The organism is Massilia jejuensis, assembly GCF_042656795.1.
In the GTDB taxonomy this organism is placed as follows: domain Bacteria; phylum Pseudomonadota; class Gammaproteobacteria; order Burkholderiales; family Burkholderiaceae_D; genus Telluria; species Telluria jejuensis.
The window spans coordinates 1-15,173 of the sequence record NZ_JBHSMS010000005.1 but is presented as its reverse complement, the minus strand read 5'-3'; the positions used below and the strand labels follow the sequence as shown (position 1 = coordinate 15,173).

Below are 15,173 nucleotides of genomic sequence, written 5' to 3'. Positions count from 1 at the left end.
ACGACGGAAGAGATCATCCTGCAATCGGGCGCCGAGCGCATTTCGATCCTGGACGTGTGCCACGATAGCGGCATCTCGCGCGGAACCTTCTACCGCTATTTTTCCTCGCAGGATGACCTGCTCGACGCGTTCTCCCGTCACAAGCGCGACCAGTTCCATGCCCGCCTGATCGAAGCGACGTCGGCTTCCCAGGATCCCGACGAGCGCTTCCAGGCCGTACTGGGCTTCATCGACGACTACCTGGAACGCAGCCGCGCCCGGCGCCTGCTGCTGGTGGCGCCGGAATACGCGACGCGCTGGTTCCAGCGCATCTTCCACGACTCGGTGCACCGCTTCCAGGACGTGCTGGCGCCCGTGTTCGACGCTTGGGAAGAGCGCCGCGGCATCGTGCTCGATCGCGAACTGATCGGCGAACTAATGGTGCGCTTCATCCTGAGCGACGTGCTGGTGCCGTCCGGCGCCGACCGCCGCAACCTGATGCGGCGCATGGAGCGCTTCGTCGTCATGCTGCTGTCGGGCCGCGTCGCGCGACGCTGAGCGCCCGCGCTTTACCTCAGGTAAAACTGTTCTTCAGGCCGCAAGCGCGGCCGCATGCTTCAATCCGGCGAAGTGAAAATAAAACCGGAGGAGACAGCATGCAGCAGGAACATCAATACGACGTGGCGATCGTCGGCGGCGGACACAATGGCCTTGCGGCCGCCTGCTACCTCGCCGAAGCGGGAAAAAAGGTGGTCGTGATCGAGGCGCGCGAAAAAGTCGGCGGCATGGCGTCGAGCGGCTACCTGATTCCCGAGGCGCCGCAGCACCTGATCCATCCCTGCGCGCTCGACCTGATGTCGCTGCGCGTACATCCGATGATGCCGCAGGAGCTGCAGCTCGAGCGGCATGGCTTTCGCCAGGTCGAGATGGATCCCGGCTATGTCTATCTCCATCCCGACGGCAATTCGCTCGTGTTCGGCCGCAGCGCCGAGCAGACGGCGGCCGAGATCCGGCGGTTCTCGGCGCGCGATGCCGACGAGTTCCTGTCCCTGATGGTTCTGGTGAATGCCTTCATCGACGTCGCCATCCCGATGATGCGGGTCGACCCGGCGCAGCGCAACCTTGGCGCCAAATGGCAGGCCTTCCGCACCATGTTCAAGAACCGAGCGCTCAAGCCGGAGCTGATGGCGCTGATCGGCAGCCCGGCCTACACCTCGATCATGGAGCGCTTCGAGCATCCCGTGACCCAGTCCGCCCTGTGCTGCCTGCTGGGTGCGGCGGGCCCGATCGCCGGCGAAGCGACCGGCATCTATTTCGCACTGCTCGGCTTCATCCACCGTTTCGGCCTGGGCCGCGCGGTGGGCGGCATGCAGACGCTGTCGAATGCGCTGGCCGCGCGCTTGCGCGAGCTGGGCGGGGAGATCATGGTCGACGCCCCGGTCGCGGAAATCCTTGCCCAAGATGGCGTTGCGAAGGGCGTGCGCCTGAAGAGTGGCGCGGTGATCGGCGCGCGCGCCGTGATCGCATCCATCCATCCGAAAATGGCGCTCGAAATGGTGACGCCCGGCGCGCTCGACCGCCGCACGCTGACCCGCGTGGCGCTGGCGCCGGCGAATGCGCACGGGGCTTCGCCCCTGAAAGTCGACGTCGCGCTCTCGGGGCAGGTGGGGTACAGCCGCCATGAAGCGCTGCGCCCGGACGGCCTGAGCCTGCGCAAGAGCGTGCTCCTGATCGGCACGTCAGACGCGGTACTCGACAACTTCCGCGCCGCTGCGCGCGGCGAAGTCTCGCCCTTGCCCTATATGTGGATCACGGCGCCCAGCGCGGTAGACCCGGGCCAGGCGCCGCCGGGGCAGGATGTGGTCTACCTGTATCCGGTGGCGATGCCGGTCGAGCCGCGCGAGGGCTGGGACGCGATGCGCGCCCAGGTCGGCCAACAGGTTGTCGAACAGGCTTCGCAGTATATGGACGGGCTTGCGCGCTACGAGATCGGGCGCCGGATCGAAGCGGCGCCCGATCTGGCGGAGCGCCTGAACGTGCACCGGGGCTGCGTGGTGCACATCGACACCAGCCCGGCGCGCAGCGCCTTGATGCGTCCCGCCGCGGGACTGGGCACGGACAAGCTGCCAGTGGCCGGCCTGTTCCTGGGCGGCGCGGGCACCCATCCGGGCGGCGGGATCAACGGCCTGCCGGGGCGTATCGCAGCCCGCCGGGTCAGTCGCTTCCTGGCGGGCTGACGAGCGAGGCGGGCAGCGTGAGCGGATGCTGGCTGCTGCGTTCGCGCTCGACTGCGGCAAGCACGAAATCGACTGAAAATCGCCCCCATTTCTCAGCGTCCGGCGCGCTTGCCATGTCCAGACCGCACAGCGTCGATACCGTATAGCGGTTGACCCAGGCGCTGGTGGTAGCCAGAGCCGCGACGGCCAGCAGCATGTCTGGATCGACGTCGGCGCGGAAGTCGCCGCTGGCAATGCCGCGATCGAGTGCTTCCTTCAGCTTGAGCCTGAGGCGCGGCGCCAGCTCGGTAAAACTGTTGCGCGGTGTCGCCCGGCTTTCGTGGAAACGGATCCCTTCCTGGGCCAGGGCACTCAGCTCGCCCTCCTGGTAGGGCTGGACCATCCGCTGCAGCAGGGCGCGTAGCGCGGCGCGCGGCGCCAGCTGGTCCAGCTCCAGTGTCACCAGTTCGTTCATCGCCTGGGCCGACGATTCGTCCAGTACGCAGGCAAATAACTCTTCCTTGCTGCGATAGTAGTGATAGACGAGCTGCTTCGTTACGCCCGCCGTCTGGGCAATGTCGTCGACCCTTGCATCGGCCAATCCCTTGCCGACGAATTCGCGTCGTGCCGCTTCGAGAATGCGCTTGAGGGTTTCACGCTTGTTCGGCGGGGATTTGGTCGGTACACAGCTGTCCCGCAGCTCGCTCATGGTGTCGGCCTCTATTGGTTTCGATGATCCATCTTCACCGGGTCGCTTGACTCGTAGTCAAACAATGTTGGCGCCGGGGGGCGTTCCGGCACTGCCGGACACAGATACTATATGAACACCATTTAATAATATGTTCAAGTCTTTCAGCGTATTGCCGGAGGGCTGCTGGACTCAAGGAGACAACGTGAGCACAACCATCGACAACCAGGCGCTGGAACGCGCCTATTCCTCGGTATCCGACACCTACAAGGGCCGGGGCGACATCCACGCCGCTTGCCGCGAAGCGCGTGCGAAATCCCCCATTTTCGTTGGCGATTTCGTCAAGCAGTTCGGCATACCGACCAATGCCGGCTTGCAGCAGGGAACGCGCCCGACGTTTGCACTGTTCCGCCACCAGGACATCATGGCCGTGCTGCGCGACGCGACCAGCTACACCAGCGGTTTCATCGCCGAGGGCCTGGGCGCCTTTTTCGATGGTTTGATCGTCTTGGCGATGGACGGCGAACAGCACCGCAAAGTGCGCGCGCTGCTGCAGCCGGCATTCATGCCCGAGACGGTCAACAAATGGCGCGATCCGATCGACAACGTGATCCGCAACGATTTCCTCGCACAGATGATCCCTTTGAAGAAGGCCGACCTGATGGAGTTCGGCATCGGGGTGCCGGTCCGCGTGATGTACGCGTTATTGGGCTTCCCGACTGATAACAAGGAACAATATCGCCAATACGCTGCGTGGGCCCTGGCGATGGTGGGCGGGAACCAGGTCGATCCCGCCCGTTTCGAGGAGGCGCGGCGCACCGCTGGTGTCGCGGTCGCGCGCTTGTACGAGGTCATTCATGAGGTTGTCGTGGAGCGGCGTGCGCGGGGCAGTCAGGGCGATGACGTTGTGGGCAGGCTGTTGCGCGCCGAACATGAAGGCCGCATGCTCGACGACCACGAAGTGACGACCTTCGTGCGCTCGCTGCTGCCAGCCTCCGGCGAGACGACGACGCGCACCTTCAGTTCGGTGATGACGCTGTTGCTGACCACGCCCGGCCTGATCGACCGCGTGCGCGCCGACCGTTCGCTGGTGCCCAAGCTGATCGACGAAACGGTGCGCTATGAGCCTGTTGCTACGTTCAAGATACGCGAGACGGCGAAAGAGGTCGAATTCCACGGCGTGACCATCCCCAGGGGCTCGTTCATCCAGTGCATGGTGATATCGGCCAACCGGGACGAGGAGGTCTTCGAGCACGCCGATGTATTCGATATCGACCGCCGCACCAAGCTGTCGTTCGGCTTCGGCTTCGGACCGCACATGTGCATCGGCCAGTTCGTCGCCAAGCTGGAACTCAATTGCGCAGTCAATGCACTGCTCGACTTGCTGCCCAATCTGCGCCTCGATCCGGACCATCCGGCACCCGTGATCGAAGGCGCACAGCTTCGCGGCGCGGCGCACATCCACGTCATCTGGGACTGAACCATGCGAACCTTTACGGAAATTCCGCAGCGCGCCGATTTCGATTACCAGTGCCTGGTGGCGCCCCAGCAAGTCACAGGCGCCGGCCTGGCCGACCTGCGCGACCACTACGGCCTAAAGCTGACCAAGCACATGCCCTTCGGCTGCGTGCGCGACGACGAAGGCGAGATCTATGCATTCGTGCGCGCCCTGAATGCACCCGGCAGCAGCCCGAACCCGACCAAATTCATCTACCAGTCGACGCGCGTCGGCGACGGGCGCCATATCCGCATCGACAAGGAAAAGAGCGCGGCGCAGGCGCTGACGATGTTCCCGCACCGCTGGCTCAGTACGGACAAAGACGTTGACACGGCCGGCTGGTCCAGCCTGGAGGGCGAGGCCGGCCAGCCATGGCGCCTGACCGCTTCCGGTACGCAGTTCAGCTGGAAGGAGGAAGGGCTGTTCGAGCTCGCGGGGAAACTGCTCGGCAATGGCATGCAATGGTACCTGCCGGGCCGCGACTGGGGCACGTTCTATGTTTCGCAGTTGTACGACGTGGCCGGCACCTGCGAGGGGCGCGCCGTGAAAGGCATCATCACCCTCGACCAAGCCTGGATGGCGGCAGGCGGTGCGATCCACTTCCAGAAAGACCTGGTGGTGAACAACAGGATGCACGTCATCTGGTGGACCTTTGCCACCGTCTACACCGACGGCAGCTGGGACAGCGGCTCCTTCATGGTCGGGCACGGGAAGCTGGGCTACGCCATCTTCCAGAACGAGAAGGGAGAGGTCCGCTGCACCACCGATATCGAAGGGCAGGTCGTGCACAAGCCCGGCTCCTATTTTGTTGACAGCGCGTCCATTGTCCTCGACGGGACCGAGCGCTGGGAGTTCGTGCCGGACCCGAAAGGCGAAATGGTCGATTTCGTCGGCGGCTTCCCGATCACCGCCCAGCAGGAAGGGCGTTGGCGCCGCGTGGGCGACACCCGCGAACCGGACCGTTCGCTGGGCTGGGGCGAGACCGACCGCCGCAACGGCAGCGCGCGCGGGGTGCGCGGCGCCGCAACCGGGTTGGGAGAAGCTGAATGAGCACGGACGCAAACAGCATTCGCCGTTTTCTCCACGCCCAGGTGGCGTGCTGGAACGCCAACGACAAGGACGGCTTCCTCGCAGCCTACCGCGCCGCCGCTCCCGGCGGTTTGACCATCGAATACGTGGGCCGGCCGGCCTCGGATGGCTGGCCGGTGCTGGCGGCGATGTGGGAGCGGCAGAATGCGGCAATCGCGATCGAGGAGGTCGCGGCCATGGTCAACGGCAACGAAGCGGCATGCCACAACAGGAACCGGGTCAAGGAGACGGATCGCACGATCGAGACCATCGAGCTGTACCGCTTCGACGAAGACGGAGCGCTGCTGGTGCGCTACTTCGTCGGGCCCGCATGAGGAAATAGCGCAAGCGGTCGACATTTTTATAAAACATGTATATATTGAACATAAATCGCATTTCTGTTCAATAAAACCATGGCCGCGCCAGATCGTTCGATGCGACAGCGGCGCAGGAGACATGATGACCGGATTCGAAGCGTGCCATGGCTGGAGACTGGCATGACGCGGCTGCCGCTGGTTCCCCTGGCCGCGTTCCCGCCCGCGCTCGCAGCTGCGCTCGAGCGCGGGCGGGCCAGCCGGATGCTCAGTTCGCCAGTGCCGGTCCAGGTCTGGGCGCACCGCCCGGAAGTGGCCGAAGCCTGGCTTGGCGCACTCGAAGCGATGCACCTGCGCGGCGTGCTGCCGGGGCGGCTCAAGGAACTGGTGCGCCTGAAGATCGCCTCCATCACCAGTTGCAAGGCCTGCCAGCTCGCACGCAAGGACGATTCCGTCAGCGAGGAAGACGTCGCCTGCCTGGCGCACGACGATCCCCGTTTCAGTCCGGCGGAGCAGGCGGCGCTGCAGTACGCGATGCTGTTCGCGTCCGACTACATGGCCATCGGCGACGCACTGTTCGATAATCTGAAACTTCACTTCACCACGCCCGAAATCGTCGAGCTCAACATGTTCTGCGCCCTAATGCTGGCGGGCGGACGCATGACCTATGTGCAGCAGGCCTACACAGGGGATCGATAATGGATGCGGCCATCCTCCGCAACATCCGCGTCATTGAATTTGCCAGTGGGATCGCCGGGCCGGCGGCGGGGCTGCAGCTCTCCGAAGCGGGGGCCGAAGTCATTCGCATCGAGACGCCGGACATGGCCGACGATGCCGGGTCGGTGCTGTTCTCGGTGCTCAACCGGGGCAAACGGCGGATAGCGCTCGACCCGGATACGGCGGACGGACGGGCGGCGCTGGCGGGGCTGATCGCGGGTGCGGACGTGCTGCTGCATGACCTGACGCCGGCCCAGGCAGCCGAATGCGGACTGGACGACGCGCGCCTCGCGGCGACGTATCCGAGCCTGGTCGTGTCGGCGATCGGCGGCTGGCCGCGCCGGCATCGGCTGGCCGATGCGCCGCCGCGCGAGACCCTGGTGCTGGCGCGTCTGGGCCTGCTCGACGAGCAGCCCGGCCACCGTCCCGGTCCCGTGTTCGTGCGCATGCCCTTTGCCGGCTGGCTGGCGGCGTGGCTGTGCGCGATCGGCGTGATGGCGCGCCTGGTTGCGCGCCGCCGGGACGGGCGCGGCGGCATCGCGCATACGAGCCTGGCGCAAGCGGCGCTCGCGCCGATGAGCATGCACTGGTCTCGAGCGCAAACACCAACCCCCGTGTTCGCCAAAGGCCTGTCGAAGAGCACGCCGATCCCGCTGCACCGGTGCGCCGACGGGGAGTGGGTACACGTCCATTATTCTCCCGACAAGGCGCCGTGGATGGCCCAGGCGCTGGCAGCGATGGGGCCGGATGCCGTCGCCGCGGAAAACGCCAAATACCCGCCCAGCCACGTCGCCCCGAACTTCGGCGCCAACAAGGCCATCATGGCCACCCGTCCGGCACGCGACTGGGTTGAGCACTTCTGGCTGCACGACGTTGCTGCCCAGGTGGCGGCGCCCTTCGGCGCGATCTACGCCAGCGAGCAGGCGCGCGCGAACGGCTATGTGGACGAAGTCGAGGACCGGGTGCGCGGCAGGGTGCGGCAGCCGGGGCCGGCCTACCTGAGCGACCCGCCGCCGAGGGTGCGCGGCGCGCTGGCCGAGCCGGAGCGCGCGGCGCCGCACCTTCCCCCGCCGCCTCGGGCGAAGGCGGTGGCGCCGAAGGCATCGGGCGCGCCGCTGGCGCCGCTGGCAGGCATGAAAGTGCTCGATCTAGGCGCCTACCTGGCGGGCCCCTTTGCCACGATGCTGCTGGCCGACCTGGGGGCCGAGGTGATCAAGGTCGAGCCGCCCGCGGGCGACGCCATGCGCAGGCTGGAACGTATCTTTGCCGGCACCCAGCGCGGCAAGCTGGGGGTCGCGCTCAAGCTGGGCGAGCCCGGTGCACAAGCTGCCCTTGAGGCGCTGGTAGGCTGGGCCGACGTCGTCCATCACAACATCCGGCTACCGGCCGCGCGCAAGCTCGGGATCGATTACGCGGCGCTGCAGGTGCTCAACCCGGGTTTGGTCTATTGCCATATCAGTTCATATGGTCCCAAGGGCGAGCAGAAGGACTGGCCGGGCTTCGACCAGCTGATGCAGGCGGCCTGCGGCTGGGAAGCCGAATGCGGCGGCCAGGGCAATCCGCCGATGTGGCTGCGCTTCGGCGTGGGCGACTACCTGGCGGCACTGTCCTCCGTCTTCGCCGTGCTGCTTGCCCACTACCGCCGCCAGGAGGCCGGGCAAGGGCAGGCCGTCTGCGCCTCGCTGCTCGGCGCCACCCTGCTCACCGTCGCGGAAAGCGTGATGCTGCCCGACGGCGCGACCACGCCGGTGGCGCAGCTCGACCAGGCCCAGACCGGGCTCTCTCCCTGCCACCGTATCTATCGCTGCCGCGACGCCTGGCTTGCCGTCGCCGCCCTTGGCGCGCGCGAGACGGAAGCTTTCGCCCGCCTGGCCGGAAGCACGCGGCTGGCGTGCGAAGCATGGTTCGCCGGACAGCCGCGCGCACCCGCTCTGGCCGCCTTGCGCGCTGCGGGCGTCCCGGCCGAGCCGGTACTGGAAGCGCAGGGCGAGGCCTTCCACGACGACCAGGGCCACGCCGCGGCCGGACTCCACGCGCGCTACCGCCATGCCGTGTATGGCGACCTCGAACAGGTCGGCGCCTATTGGGACTTCGGCGACTTGCCATTGCGGCTGGACCGGGCCCCGCCGGCGCTCGGTGAGCACAGCCGCGAGGTCTGGGAGCGGCTCGGGCTCGGCCCCGAACAAATCGCCGCCCTGGAAGCACAGGGACTGACCGTTTTGACGAACGCACCAGGGACACACGAATGAACGAACTCGATTTTTCCGGCAAGACCGTGCTCGTTGTCGGCGGCTCCAGCGGCATCGGCAACGGCATCGCCCAGGCCTTTCGGCGCCGTGGCGCCGAGGTGCATGTATGGGGTACGCGCTCCGGCGCCGCCGATTACGCCGACGCGCGCGAGTCGAATCTCGAGGGCCTGCATTACGCCAGGCTCGATGTCGGCGACGCGGCCGCGGTGGCAACGGTCGAGGTGCCGTTCGAACGCCTCGACGTGCTGGTGTGCGCCCAGGGCATCGTGCGTTACCGGCGCGAAGAATTCAAGGTGCCGGCCTTTCGCGAGGTCGTCAATGTCAACCTGGTCAGCCTAATGGCCTGCGGCGACCGCTTCCACGGCATGCTGGCGCGCGCCAGGGGATCGATGATTATCGTCAGTTCGGCGGCGGCATTCCACTCGACAGTCGGCACACCGGCCTACAACGCCTCGAAGACCGGCGCCTATGGCCTGACGCGCACGCTCGGCGAAGCCTGGGCCGGCGACGGCATCCGGGTGAATGGCATCGCGCCCGGCCTGGTCGCCACCAAGCTGACCCGGGTCACCACCGACCACCCGGAGCGACTGGCCGCCTCGCTGAGGAAAATACCGCTCGGCCGGCTCGGCACGCCGGACGACATGGCGGGCGCCGCGCTATTCCTCGCTTCGCCGCTCGCCGCCTACGTGCTGGGCCAGACCCTGCTCGTCGACGGCGGCCTGCTGCTCGCATAAACCTGTAACCCGGAGACCGACATGGCATGGGATTTTGAAACCGAGCCCGCATTCCAGGCGGAGCTCGACTGGATGGAAGCGTTCGTGCGCGAGGAGGTCGAGCCGCTCGAGTACGTGCTGGGCAGCCCGTGGAATATCCACGACCCGCGCTTCGCGCAACTGGTGCGTCCGCTGCAGCGGCGGGTCAGGGAACGCCGGCTCTGGGCCTGCCACCTGGGACCGGAGCTCGGCGGCGCCGGCTACGGACAGGTCAAGCTCGGGCTTATGAACGAAATCCTCGGCCGCGCGCTGTTCGCGCCCATCGTGTTCGGCGCCCACGCGCCCGATTCGGGCAACTGCGAAATCCTCGCCGCCTACGGTACGCCCTTCCAGAAGGAGCGCTTCCTCGCGCCGCTGCTGGCGAACGAGGTCGTCTCCTGCTTCGCGATGACCGAGCCGCAGGGCGGCGCCGATCCGAAAGTCTTCACGACGCAAGCCGTGCGCGAGGGCGAGGGCTGGGTGATCAGCGGCCAGAAATGGTTCGCCTCGAATGCGCGCTATGCGGACTTCTTCATCGTCATGGCGATCACCGATCCCGCGGCCTCGACCTACCAGGGCATGAGCATGTTCGTCGTTCCCGCCGCTACGCCCGGCATCCGCATCATCCGCAACGTCGGCGTGGCGGATGATCCGGAGGCAACCCACGCCTACCTGGAGTTCGATGGCGTGCGCGTCGGCGCCGAGTACATGCTCGGTGCGCCGGGCGAGGCCTTCGCCATCGCCCAGGTCCGCCTCGGCGGCGGGCGCGTGCACCATGCGATGCGTGTGATCGGCCAGGCGCAGAAGGCGCTCGACGCCCTGTGCGAGCGGGCGCTGTCGCGCACCACCCAGGGCTCGCTGCTGTCCGACAAGCAGATGGTGCAGGAGAAGATCGCGGATGCCTGGATTCAGCTCGAACAGTTCAGGCTGCTCGTCATGCGCACCGCCTGGCGCATCGACAAATTCCACGATTACCAGAAAGTTCGCAAGGATATCGCCGCGGTAAAGGCGACCATGCCGAAGGTGCTGCACGATATCGCATCGAGCGCGCTGCAGGTGCACGGCTCGATCGGCGTCTCGACCGAGATGCCTTTCGTCGGGCTGATCGTCCGTGCCTACCAGATGGGCCTGGCGGACGGACCGACCGAAGTCCACAAGGTGACCGTGGCGCGCCAGCTGCTGCGCGAGTACGAGGCCTGCGAGGAGCTGTTCCCGGCCTACCACCGGCCGACGGCCGCCGCCGCCGCGGCCGAAAAATTCCGCATGGTGCCGGAATGAGCGGGGCGGGCCTTGACACCTTCATCGACCTCGATGCCGTGCGCACGTGGATGGATACGCAGGGCATCGGCGCGGGAGCGCTGCGCGCCGTCACGCCGCTGACCGGCGGCACCCAGAACATGCTGCTGCGCTTCGAACGCGACGGCGGCCAGGCCTGGGTGCTGCGCTGTCCCCGCCCCGGTGCGCTCGCCGACGGCGGCAAGGCTTTCCTGCGCGAGGCGCGCCTGCTGCGCGCGCTGGCCGGCAGCGCCGTACCGCATGCGGCATTGATCGCCTCCTGCGACGACTCCGGCGTGCTGGGGGTTCCGTTCTACCTGATGGCGCCGGTGGATGGCTTCACGGCGACACCGCAGCGCCTGCCCGCACCCTATGTCGCCGACGCGACGTGGCGCCGCGAGATGGGGTTCGCGATGGTCGACGGACTGTTGCGGCTCGGAGAGATCGACCCGAGTCAGGCCGGCCTGGGCGATTTCGGCAAGCCCGCGGGCTTTCTCGCGCGCCAGGTGCCGCGCTGGCTGCGCCACCTCGACGACTGCGGTCGCCACGCCTCCTGGCCGGGGCCGCAGGCGCTGCCGGGCGTGGCCCGCGTGGCCGACTGGATCGAGACGCACATGCCTGCCGCCTTCACGCCCGGGATCCTGCACGGCGACTACCATCTGGGCAACGTGATGTTCCAGCGCGCGCGTCCGCAACTCGCGGCGATCATCGACTGGGAGCTGGCCACGATCGGCGATCCGCTGATCGACCTCGGCTGGCTGGTGGCGACCTGGCCCGATGCCGACGGCCGCGGCGCCGGAACCATCCGCATCGACCCCGCGCAGGGGCTCGCGTCAACCGCGGAACTCGTCGAGCGCTATCGCGCGGGCAGCCGGCGCGACCTCGCCGCCTTCGACTGGTATCTGGCGCTGGCGCGCTTCAAGCTCGGGATCATGCTCGAGGCGAGCTATGCGCGCTCCTGCGCCGGCCACGGTAACCCGGACACCGGCGCCGTCCACCATGCGTCGGCCCTGCGCCTGTTCGAACAGGCGCTGGCCGCCATCGAAAGCGCGCATGCCTAGCGCGGCAACGCTCGTGCGCAGGCCGCACGCAGCGCTGGCCGCCATGCTGGCTTGCCAGGTCGGCCTGCATGCCTGCGCCCAGGGCGTGCGGCTGGCGGCCCCCCTGAACGTGCTGGCCCAAGGCCGTTCGGCCTGGTCGGTGGGCCTGGTGATGACGATGTTCGCCGTATTCCCCGCCTTGCTGGCGCTGCCGGCCGGGCGCCTGGCCGACCGGCGCGGCTACCACCTGCCGGTGCGCCTGGCCGCCGGCTGCGCGCTTGCGGGGACGCTGCTGGCGGCGGCGACGCAGAACCTGTTCACGCTGTGCGCGGCCGCCGCGCTCAGCGGCGCCGGGTCGGGCTTCGGGATGATCGCCATCCAGCGCAGCGCCAGCCGCCTTGCCGGCGGCGACACCGAGCGTTTGCGCGTCTTCAGCTGGATCGCGCTCGCGCCTGCGATCGCCGGCCTGTTCGGCCCGATGCTGGCCGGCTTGCTGATCGACCATGCCGGCTTTTCGGCCGCCTTCCTGGTCCTCGCACTGCTGCCGGCGGCCACCTTGCTGGCCGCGCAGGCGGTGCCGGTCGAGCCGCCCCGTGCGCCCGCTGCCCAGGCGGCGCGCAAAGCGTCGGCATTCGGCTTGCTGCGCCTCGCCCCTTTGCGCCGCCTGCTGTTCGTCAGCTGGCTTGTGTCGCTCAGCTGGGACGTGCACGGCTTCGCGCTGCCGCTGCTGGGCGTCGAGCGCGGCCTGAGCGCCTCCGCGCTGGGCGGCATTCTGGCCGCGTATGCGGTCGCCTCGATGTCGGTGCGCCTGCTGATGCCGCTGCTAGCCGGACGCCTCGTGCGCCGTACGCTGCTGACGGCGGCGCTGCTGCTCACCTGCGCGGTATTCGGCGCCTATCCGCTGCTGCGCAGCGCCTGGGCGATGGCGGCCTGCGCCGCCGTGCTCGGCATCGCGCTGGGCATGGTGCAGCCCGCGATCATGGCCACATTGCACGACCTGACGCCGCCCGAGCGGCATGGCGAAGTCCTGGCGCTGCGTTCGATGGCGATCCACGCGTCGATGGCGGCCATGCCGCTCATGTTCGGGGTGCTCGGTAGCGCGGTCGGCGCCCCGGTCCTGTTCTGGCTGATGGCGGCCGCGCTGGGGGCCGCCAGCGTGCAGGCACTGCGTATCGGACCGCAGCGCGGATGAAGGATGCGTTCGACTCAATTCGACCAACTGAAGGAGGGGACATGGAACTCAAGGGCAAACGGCTGATCGTCACCGGCGTGGCCGGGGGCATCGGCGCAAGCGTCTTGCGCGGCCTGGCGGCGGCGGGCGCCCAGGTCGCGGCGCTGGACGTCAACGACGCTGCAGGCGAAGAGCAGGCAAGCCGCGCGAACGCGGCCGGCCCGAACGCCGCGCGCTATTTTCACTGCGACGTGCGCCTGCGCGGCGAGGTCGACGCCGCCTTCGGCGCCGCTGCGGCCTGGCTGGGCGGTCTCGATGGGCTGGTGAACATCGCCGGCATCGAACGTGCTGCGCCGGCCGAGTCCATCCTCGACGTCGACTGGGACCTGATGTTCGACGTTAACGCGCGCGGCACCATGAATACCAACCAGGCGGCCTTCCCCTACCTGCGCGAGGGCGGCGGCCGCATCCTCAACTTCGGCTCGGCCGCAGGGGTCATGGGGCTGCCCGGCTGCGCCCATTATTCCGCCGCCAAGGCGGCGGTGCTGGGCTGGACCCGGACCGTGGCCAAGGAGTGGGGCCGATACGGCATCAGCGTGAATGCCGCTGCGCCGGGGATGTGGACGCCGATGTACGAAGCGCACCGCGCACGCATGGACGCGCAGGCGCTGGCGGCGCACGACGCGATGATGGCCGGACTGATCCCCCTCGGCGGCAGGCTGGGCGACCCGGACCGCGACATGACGCCCTTCGTCGTCTTCATGATGAGCGACGGCGCGCGCTTCATCACCGGCCAGACCCTCGCCGTGGACGGCGGCCTGATGATCCTGTAGCGCAGCTCGCCGAATGCGAATTGCTTGGCAATCCTCCGGAAATAGAGCACTATCTGCAAAAGTGTTCAACTAATGGTCCGCGCACCGCCAGGACCAAACAACCGGAGGATGACAGCATGAGCAGTGTGAAAGAAGTGAGTCTCGAGAGCGCCTATTCGGGCGTGGCCGACAACTACCGTGGCGGGGATGTCGACCTGCACGCGATCTACCGCGACATGCGCCGCAATTCGCCGATCATCGCCGAGAACTTCATGGGCAAGCTCGGCGTGCCGAATATCGCCGGCCTCGATGCGAAGCGGCCCACCTTTACCGTGTTCAAATACAAGGAAACCATGGCGGTGCTGCGCGACGCCACCAACTACACCAGCGGCTTCATCGCCGAAGGCCTGGGTTCCTTCTTCGATGGCCTGATCCTGACCGGCATGGATGGCGACGCGCACAAGAAAGCACGCGCATTGCTGCAGCCGATCTTCATGCCGGAAGTGGTCAACAGCTGGCGCGATTCGAAAATGGATCCGATCCTGCGCAACGAGTTCCTGGCGGCGCTGGTGCCGAAGAAGAAGGCCGACCTGATGGAATTCGGTCTGTACTTCCCGATCCGCCTGATCTATGCGCTGATCGGATTCCCCGGCAGCGAACCGGAAAAGATCAAGCAGTACGCGGCCTGGGCGCTGGCCATCCTCGCCGGTCCCCAGGTCGACGCCGAGAAGGCGGCGCTCGCGCGAAAAGCGGCCATGGAGGCCGCGAAGTCCCTCTACGACGCGACCCATGAAGCGGTGGTGGAGGTGCGCAGGAATGGCGCCACGAGCGACGACCTGATCAGCCGCCTGATCCGCGCCGAGAGCGACGGCCGCAAGTTCGACGACCACGAAGTGACGACTTTCGTGCGCTCGCTGCTGCCGGCTGCGGCGGAAACGACCACCCGTACCTTCGGCACCTTGATGACGCTGCTCCTCGAGCGCCCGGCGCTGCTCGAGCGAGTGCGCCAGGACCGTAGCCTGATCCCCAAGGCGATCGACGAGGCGATCCGCTTCGAGCCGGTGGCCACCTTCAAGGTGCGCCAGGCCGCGCAGGACCTGGAACTGGCCGGCATGGCCATTCCCAAAGGGGCGATGGTCCAGTGCATCGTCAGCTCGGCCAACCGCGATGAGGAGGCGTTCGAGAACAGCGAGGAATTCGATATCGACCGCAAGCCGAAACCTTCGTTCGGCTTCGGCTTCGGTCCGCACATGTGCATCGGCCAGTTCATCGCCAAGACCGAGCTGCAGGTTGCTGTGAACGCCATCCTCGACCTGATGCCGAACCTGTGCCTCGATCCGGACATGCCCGCGCCGCACATCACCGGCGCCCAGCTGCGCGGACCGAAGCACGTG

Annotated in this window: 14 protein-coding genes; 13 read left to right on the top strand and 1 reads right to left on the bottom strand. The window is 67.4% G+C overall.

Annotated features, from left to right (window positions below; all coding sequences use genetic code 11):
- Both ACFPOU_RS01425 and ACFPOU_RS01420 read left to right on the top strand, forming a co-directional pair.
- Positions 1–537: TetR/AcrR family transcriptional regulator (locus tag ACFPOU_RS01425; protein ID WP_379715291.1), on the top strand; the 537-nt coding region annotated here is incomplete at its 5' end.
- A 98-nt stretch (positions 538–635) separates the two neighbouring features.
- On the top strand, positions 636–2,216 hold the full coding sequence (locus tag ACFPOU_RS01420) for a phytoene desaturase family protein (RefSeq protein ID WP_379716079.1): 1,581 nt from the start codon (positions 636–638) through the stop codon (positions 2,214–2,216).
- Here the strand turns inward: ACFPOU_RS01420 and ACFPOU_RS01415 are convergent.
- Positions 2,194–2,904 carry a TetR/AcrR family transcriptional regulator gene (locus ACFPOU_RS01415; RefSeq protein WP_379716076.1) on the bottom strand — a complete coding sequence of 237 codons (711 nt, stop codon included), beginning with the start codon at positions 2,902–2,904 and terminating at the stop codon, positions 2,194–2,196. The two genes, ACFPOU_RS01420 and ACFPOU_RS01415, sit on opposite strands and share 23 nt — an antisense overlap.
- 184 nt (positions 2,905–3,088) lie before the next feature.
- On the opposite strand from ACFPOU_RS01415, the gene ACFPOU_RS01410 reads away from it, so the two are divergent.
- The 11 genes from ACFPOU_RS01410 to ACFPOU_RS01360 form a co-directional block, all read left to right on the top strand.
- Positions 3,089–4,363, top strand: a complete 1,275-nt coding sequence (locus ACFPOU_RS01410) for a cytochrome P450 (RefSeq protein ID WP_379716073.1) — start codon at positions 3,089–3,091, stop codon at positions 4,361–4,363.
- Between the two features lie 3 nt (positions 4,364–4,366).
- A complete protein-coding gene (locus tag ACFPOU_RS01405) occupies positions 4,367–5,431 on the top strand; it encodes a hypothetical protein (RefSeq protein WP_379716070.1) in 1,065 nt (354 codons plus the stop codon).
- Positions 5,428–5,784 (top strand): nuclear transport factor 2 family protein, encoded by a 357-nt coding sequence (locus tag ACFPOU_RS01400; protein ID WP_379716067.1) that lies wholly within the window; start codon positions 5,428–5,430, stop codon positions 5,782–5,784. Before ACFPOU_RS01405 ends, ACFPOU_RS01400 begins: the two co-directional genes overlap by 4 nt.
- A 162-nt stretch (positions 5,785–5,946) precedes the next feature.
- Complete coding sequence (locus tag ACFPOU_RS01395) at positions 5,947–6,462, top strand: carboxymuconolactone decarboxylase family protein (RefSeq protein ID WP_379716064.1); 516 nt, start codon at positions 5,947–5,949, stop codon at positions 6,460–6,462.
- Positions 6,462–8,729, top strand: coding sequence for a CoA transferase (locus ACFPOU_RS01390; protein ID WP_379716061.1), 2,268 nt, complete (start codon positions 6,462–6,464; stop codon positions 8,727–8,729). Before ACFPOU_RS01395 ends, ACFPOU_RS01390 begins: the two co-directional genes overlap by 1 nt.
- On the top strand, positions 8,726–9,463 hold the full coding sequence (locus ACFPOU_RS01385) for an SDR family NAD(P)-dependent oxidoreductase (RefSeq protein WP_379716058.1): 738 nt from the start codon (positions 8,726–8,728) through the stop codon (positions 9,461–9,463). Before ACFPOU_RS01390 ends, ACFPOU_RS01385 begins: the two co-directional genes overlap by 4 nt.
- A 21-nt stretch (positions 9,464–9,484) precedes the next feature.
- Positions 9,485–10,759: an acyl-CoA dehydrogenase family protein gene (locus ACFPOU_RS01380; protein ID WP_379716055.1), complete on the top strand. Its 1,275-nt coding sequence runs from the start codon at positions 9,485–9,487 to the stop codon at positions 10,757–10,759.
- Positions 10,756–11,817, top strand: coding sequence for a phosphotransferase family protein (locus tag ACFPOU_RS01375; RefSeq protein WP_379716052.1), 1,062 nt, complete (start codon positions 10,756–10,758; stop codon positions 11,815–11,817). The genes ACFPOU_RS01380 and ACFPOU_RS01375 overlap by 4 nt, the downstream gene beginning before the upstream one ends.
- Positions 11,810–12,988, top strand: coding sequence for an MFS transporter (locus tag ACFPOU_RS01370; RefSeq protein WP_379716049.1), 1,179 nt, complete (start codon positions 11,810–11,812; stop codon positions 12,986–12,988). The genes ACFPOU_RS01375 and ACFPOU_RS01370 overlap by 8 nt, the downstream gene beginning before the upstream one ends.
- Positions 12,989–13,029: 41 nt before the next feature.
- Positions 13,030–13,800: an SDR family NAD(P)-dependent oxidoreductase gene (locus ACFPOU_RS01365; RefSeq protein ID WP_379716046.1), complete on the top strand. Its 771-nt coding sequence runs from the start codon at positions 13,030–13,032 to the stop codon at positions 13,798–13,800.
- 116 nt (positions 13,801–13,916) lie between these two features.
- The coding region (locus ACFPOU_RS01360) for a cytochrome P450 (protein ID WP_379716043.1) at positions 13,917–15,173 on the top strand (1,257 nt) is incomplete at its 3' end.

What these genes read in the sequence shown, in the direction of transcription:
- ACFPOU_RS01420 (WP_379716079.1), top strand. Translation starts at nt 636, where the DNA reads ATGCAGCAGGAACATCAATACGACGTGGCGATCGTCGGCGGCGGACAC.
- ACFPOU_RS01415 (WP_379716076.1), bottom strand. Translation starts at nt 2,904, where the DNA reads ATGAGCGAGCTGCGGGACAGCTGTGTACCGACCAAATCCCCGCCGAAC.
- ACFPOU_RS01405 (WP_379716070.1), top strand. Translation starts at nt 4,367, where the DNA reads ATGCGAACCTTTACGGAAATTCCGCAGCGCGCCGATTTCGATTACCAG.
- ACFPOU_RS01400 (WP_379716067.1), top strand. Translation starts at nt 5,428, where the DNA reads ATGAGCACGGACGCAAACAGCATTCGCCGTTTTCTCCACGCCCAGGTG.
- ACFPOU_RS01395 (WP_379716064.1), top strand. Translation starts at nt 5,947, where the DNA reads ATGACGCGGCTGCCGCTGGTTCCCCTGGCCGCGTTCCCGCCCGCGCTC.
- ACFPOU_RS01390 (WP_379716061.1), top strand. Translation starts at nt 6,462, where the DNA reads ATGGATGCGGCCATCCTCCGCAACATCCGCGTCATTGAATTTGCCAGT.
- ACFPOU_RS01385 (WP_379716058.1), top strand. Translation starts at nt 8,726, where the DNA reads ATGAACGAACTCGATTTTTCCGGCAAGACCGTGCTCGTTGTCGGCGGC.
- ACFPOU_RS01380 (WP_379716055.1), top strand. Translation starts at nt 9,485, where the DNA reads ATGGCATGGGATTTTGAAACCGAGCCCGCATTCCAGGCGGAGCTCGAC.
- ACFPOU_RS01375 (WP_379716052.1), top strand. Translation starts at nt 10,756, where the DNA reads ATGAGCGGGGCGGGCCTTGACACCTTCATCGACCTCGATGCCGTGCGC.
- ACFPOU_RS01370 (WP_379716049.1), top strand. Translation starts at nt 11,810, where the DNA reads ATGCCTAGCGCGGCAACGCTCGTGCGCAGGCCGCACGCAGCGCTGGCC.
- ACFPOU_RS01365 (WP_379716046.1), top strand. Translation starts at nt 13,030, where the DNA reads ATGGAACTCAAGGGCAAACGGCTGATCGTCACCGGCGTGGCCGGGGGC.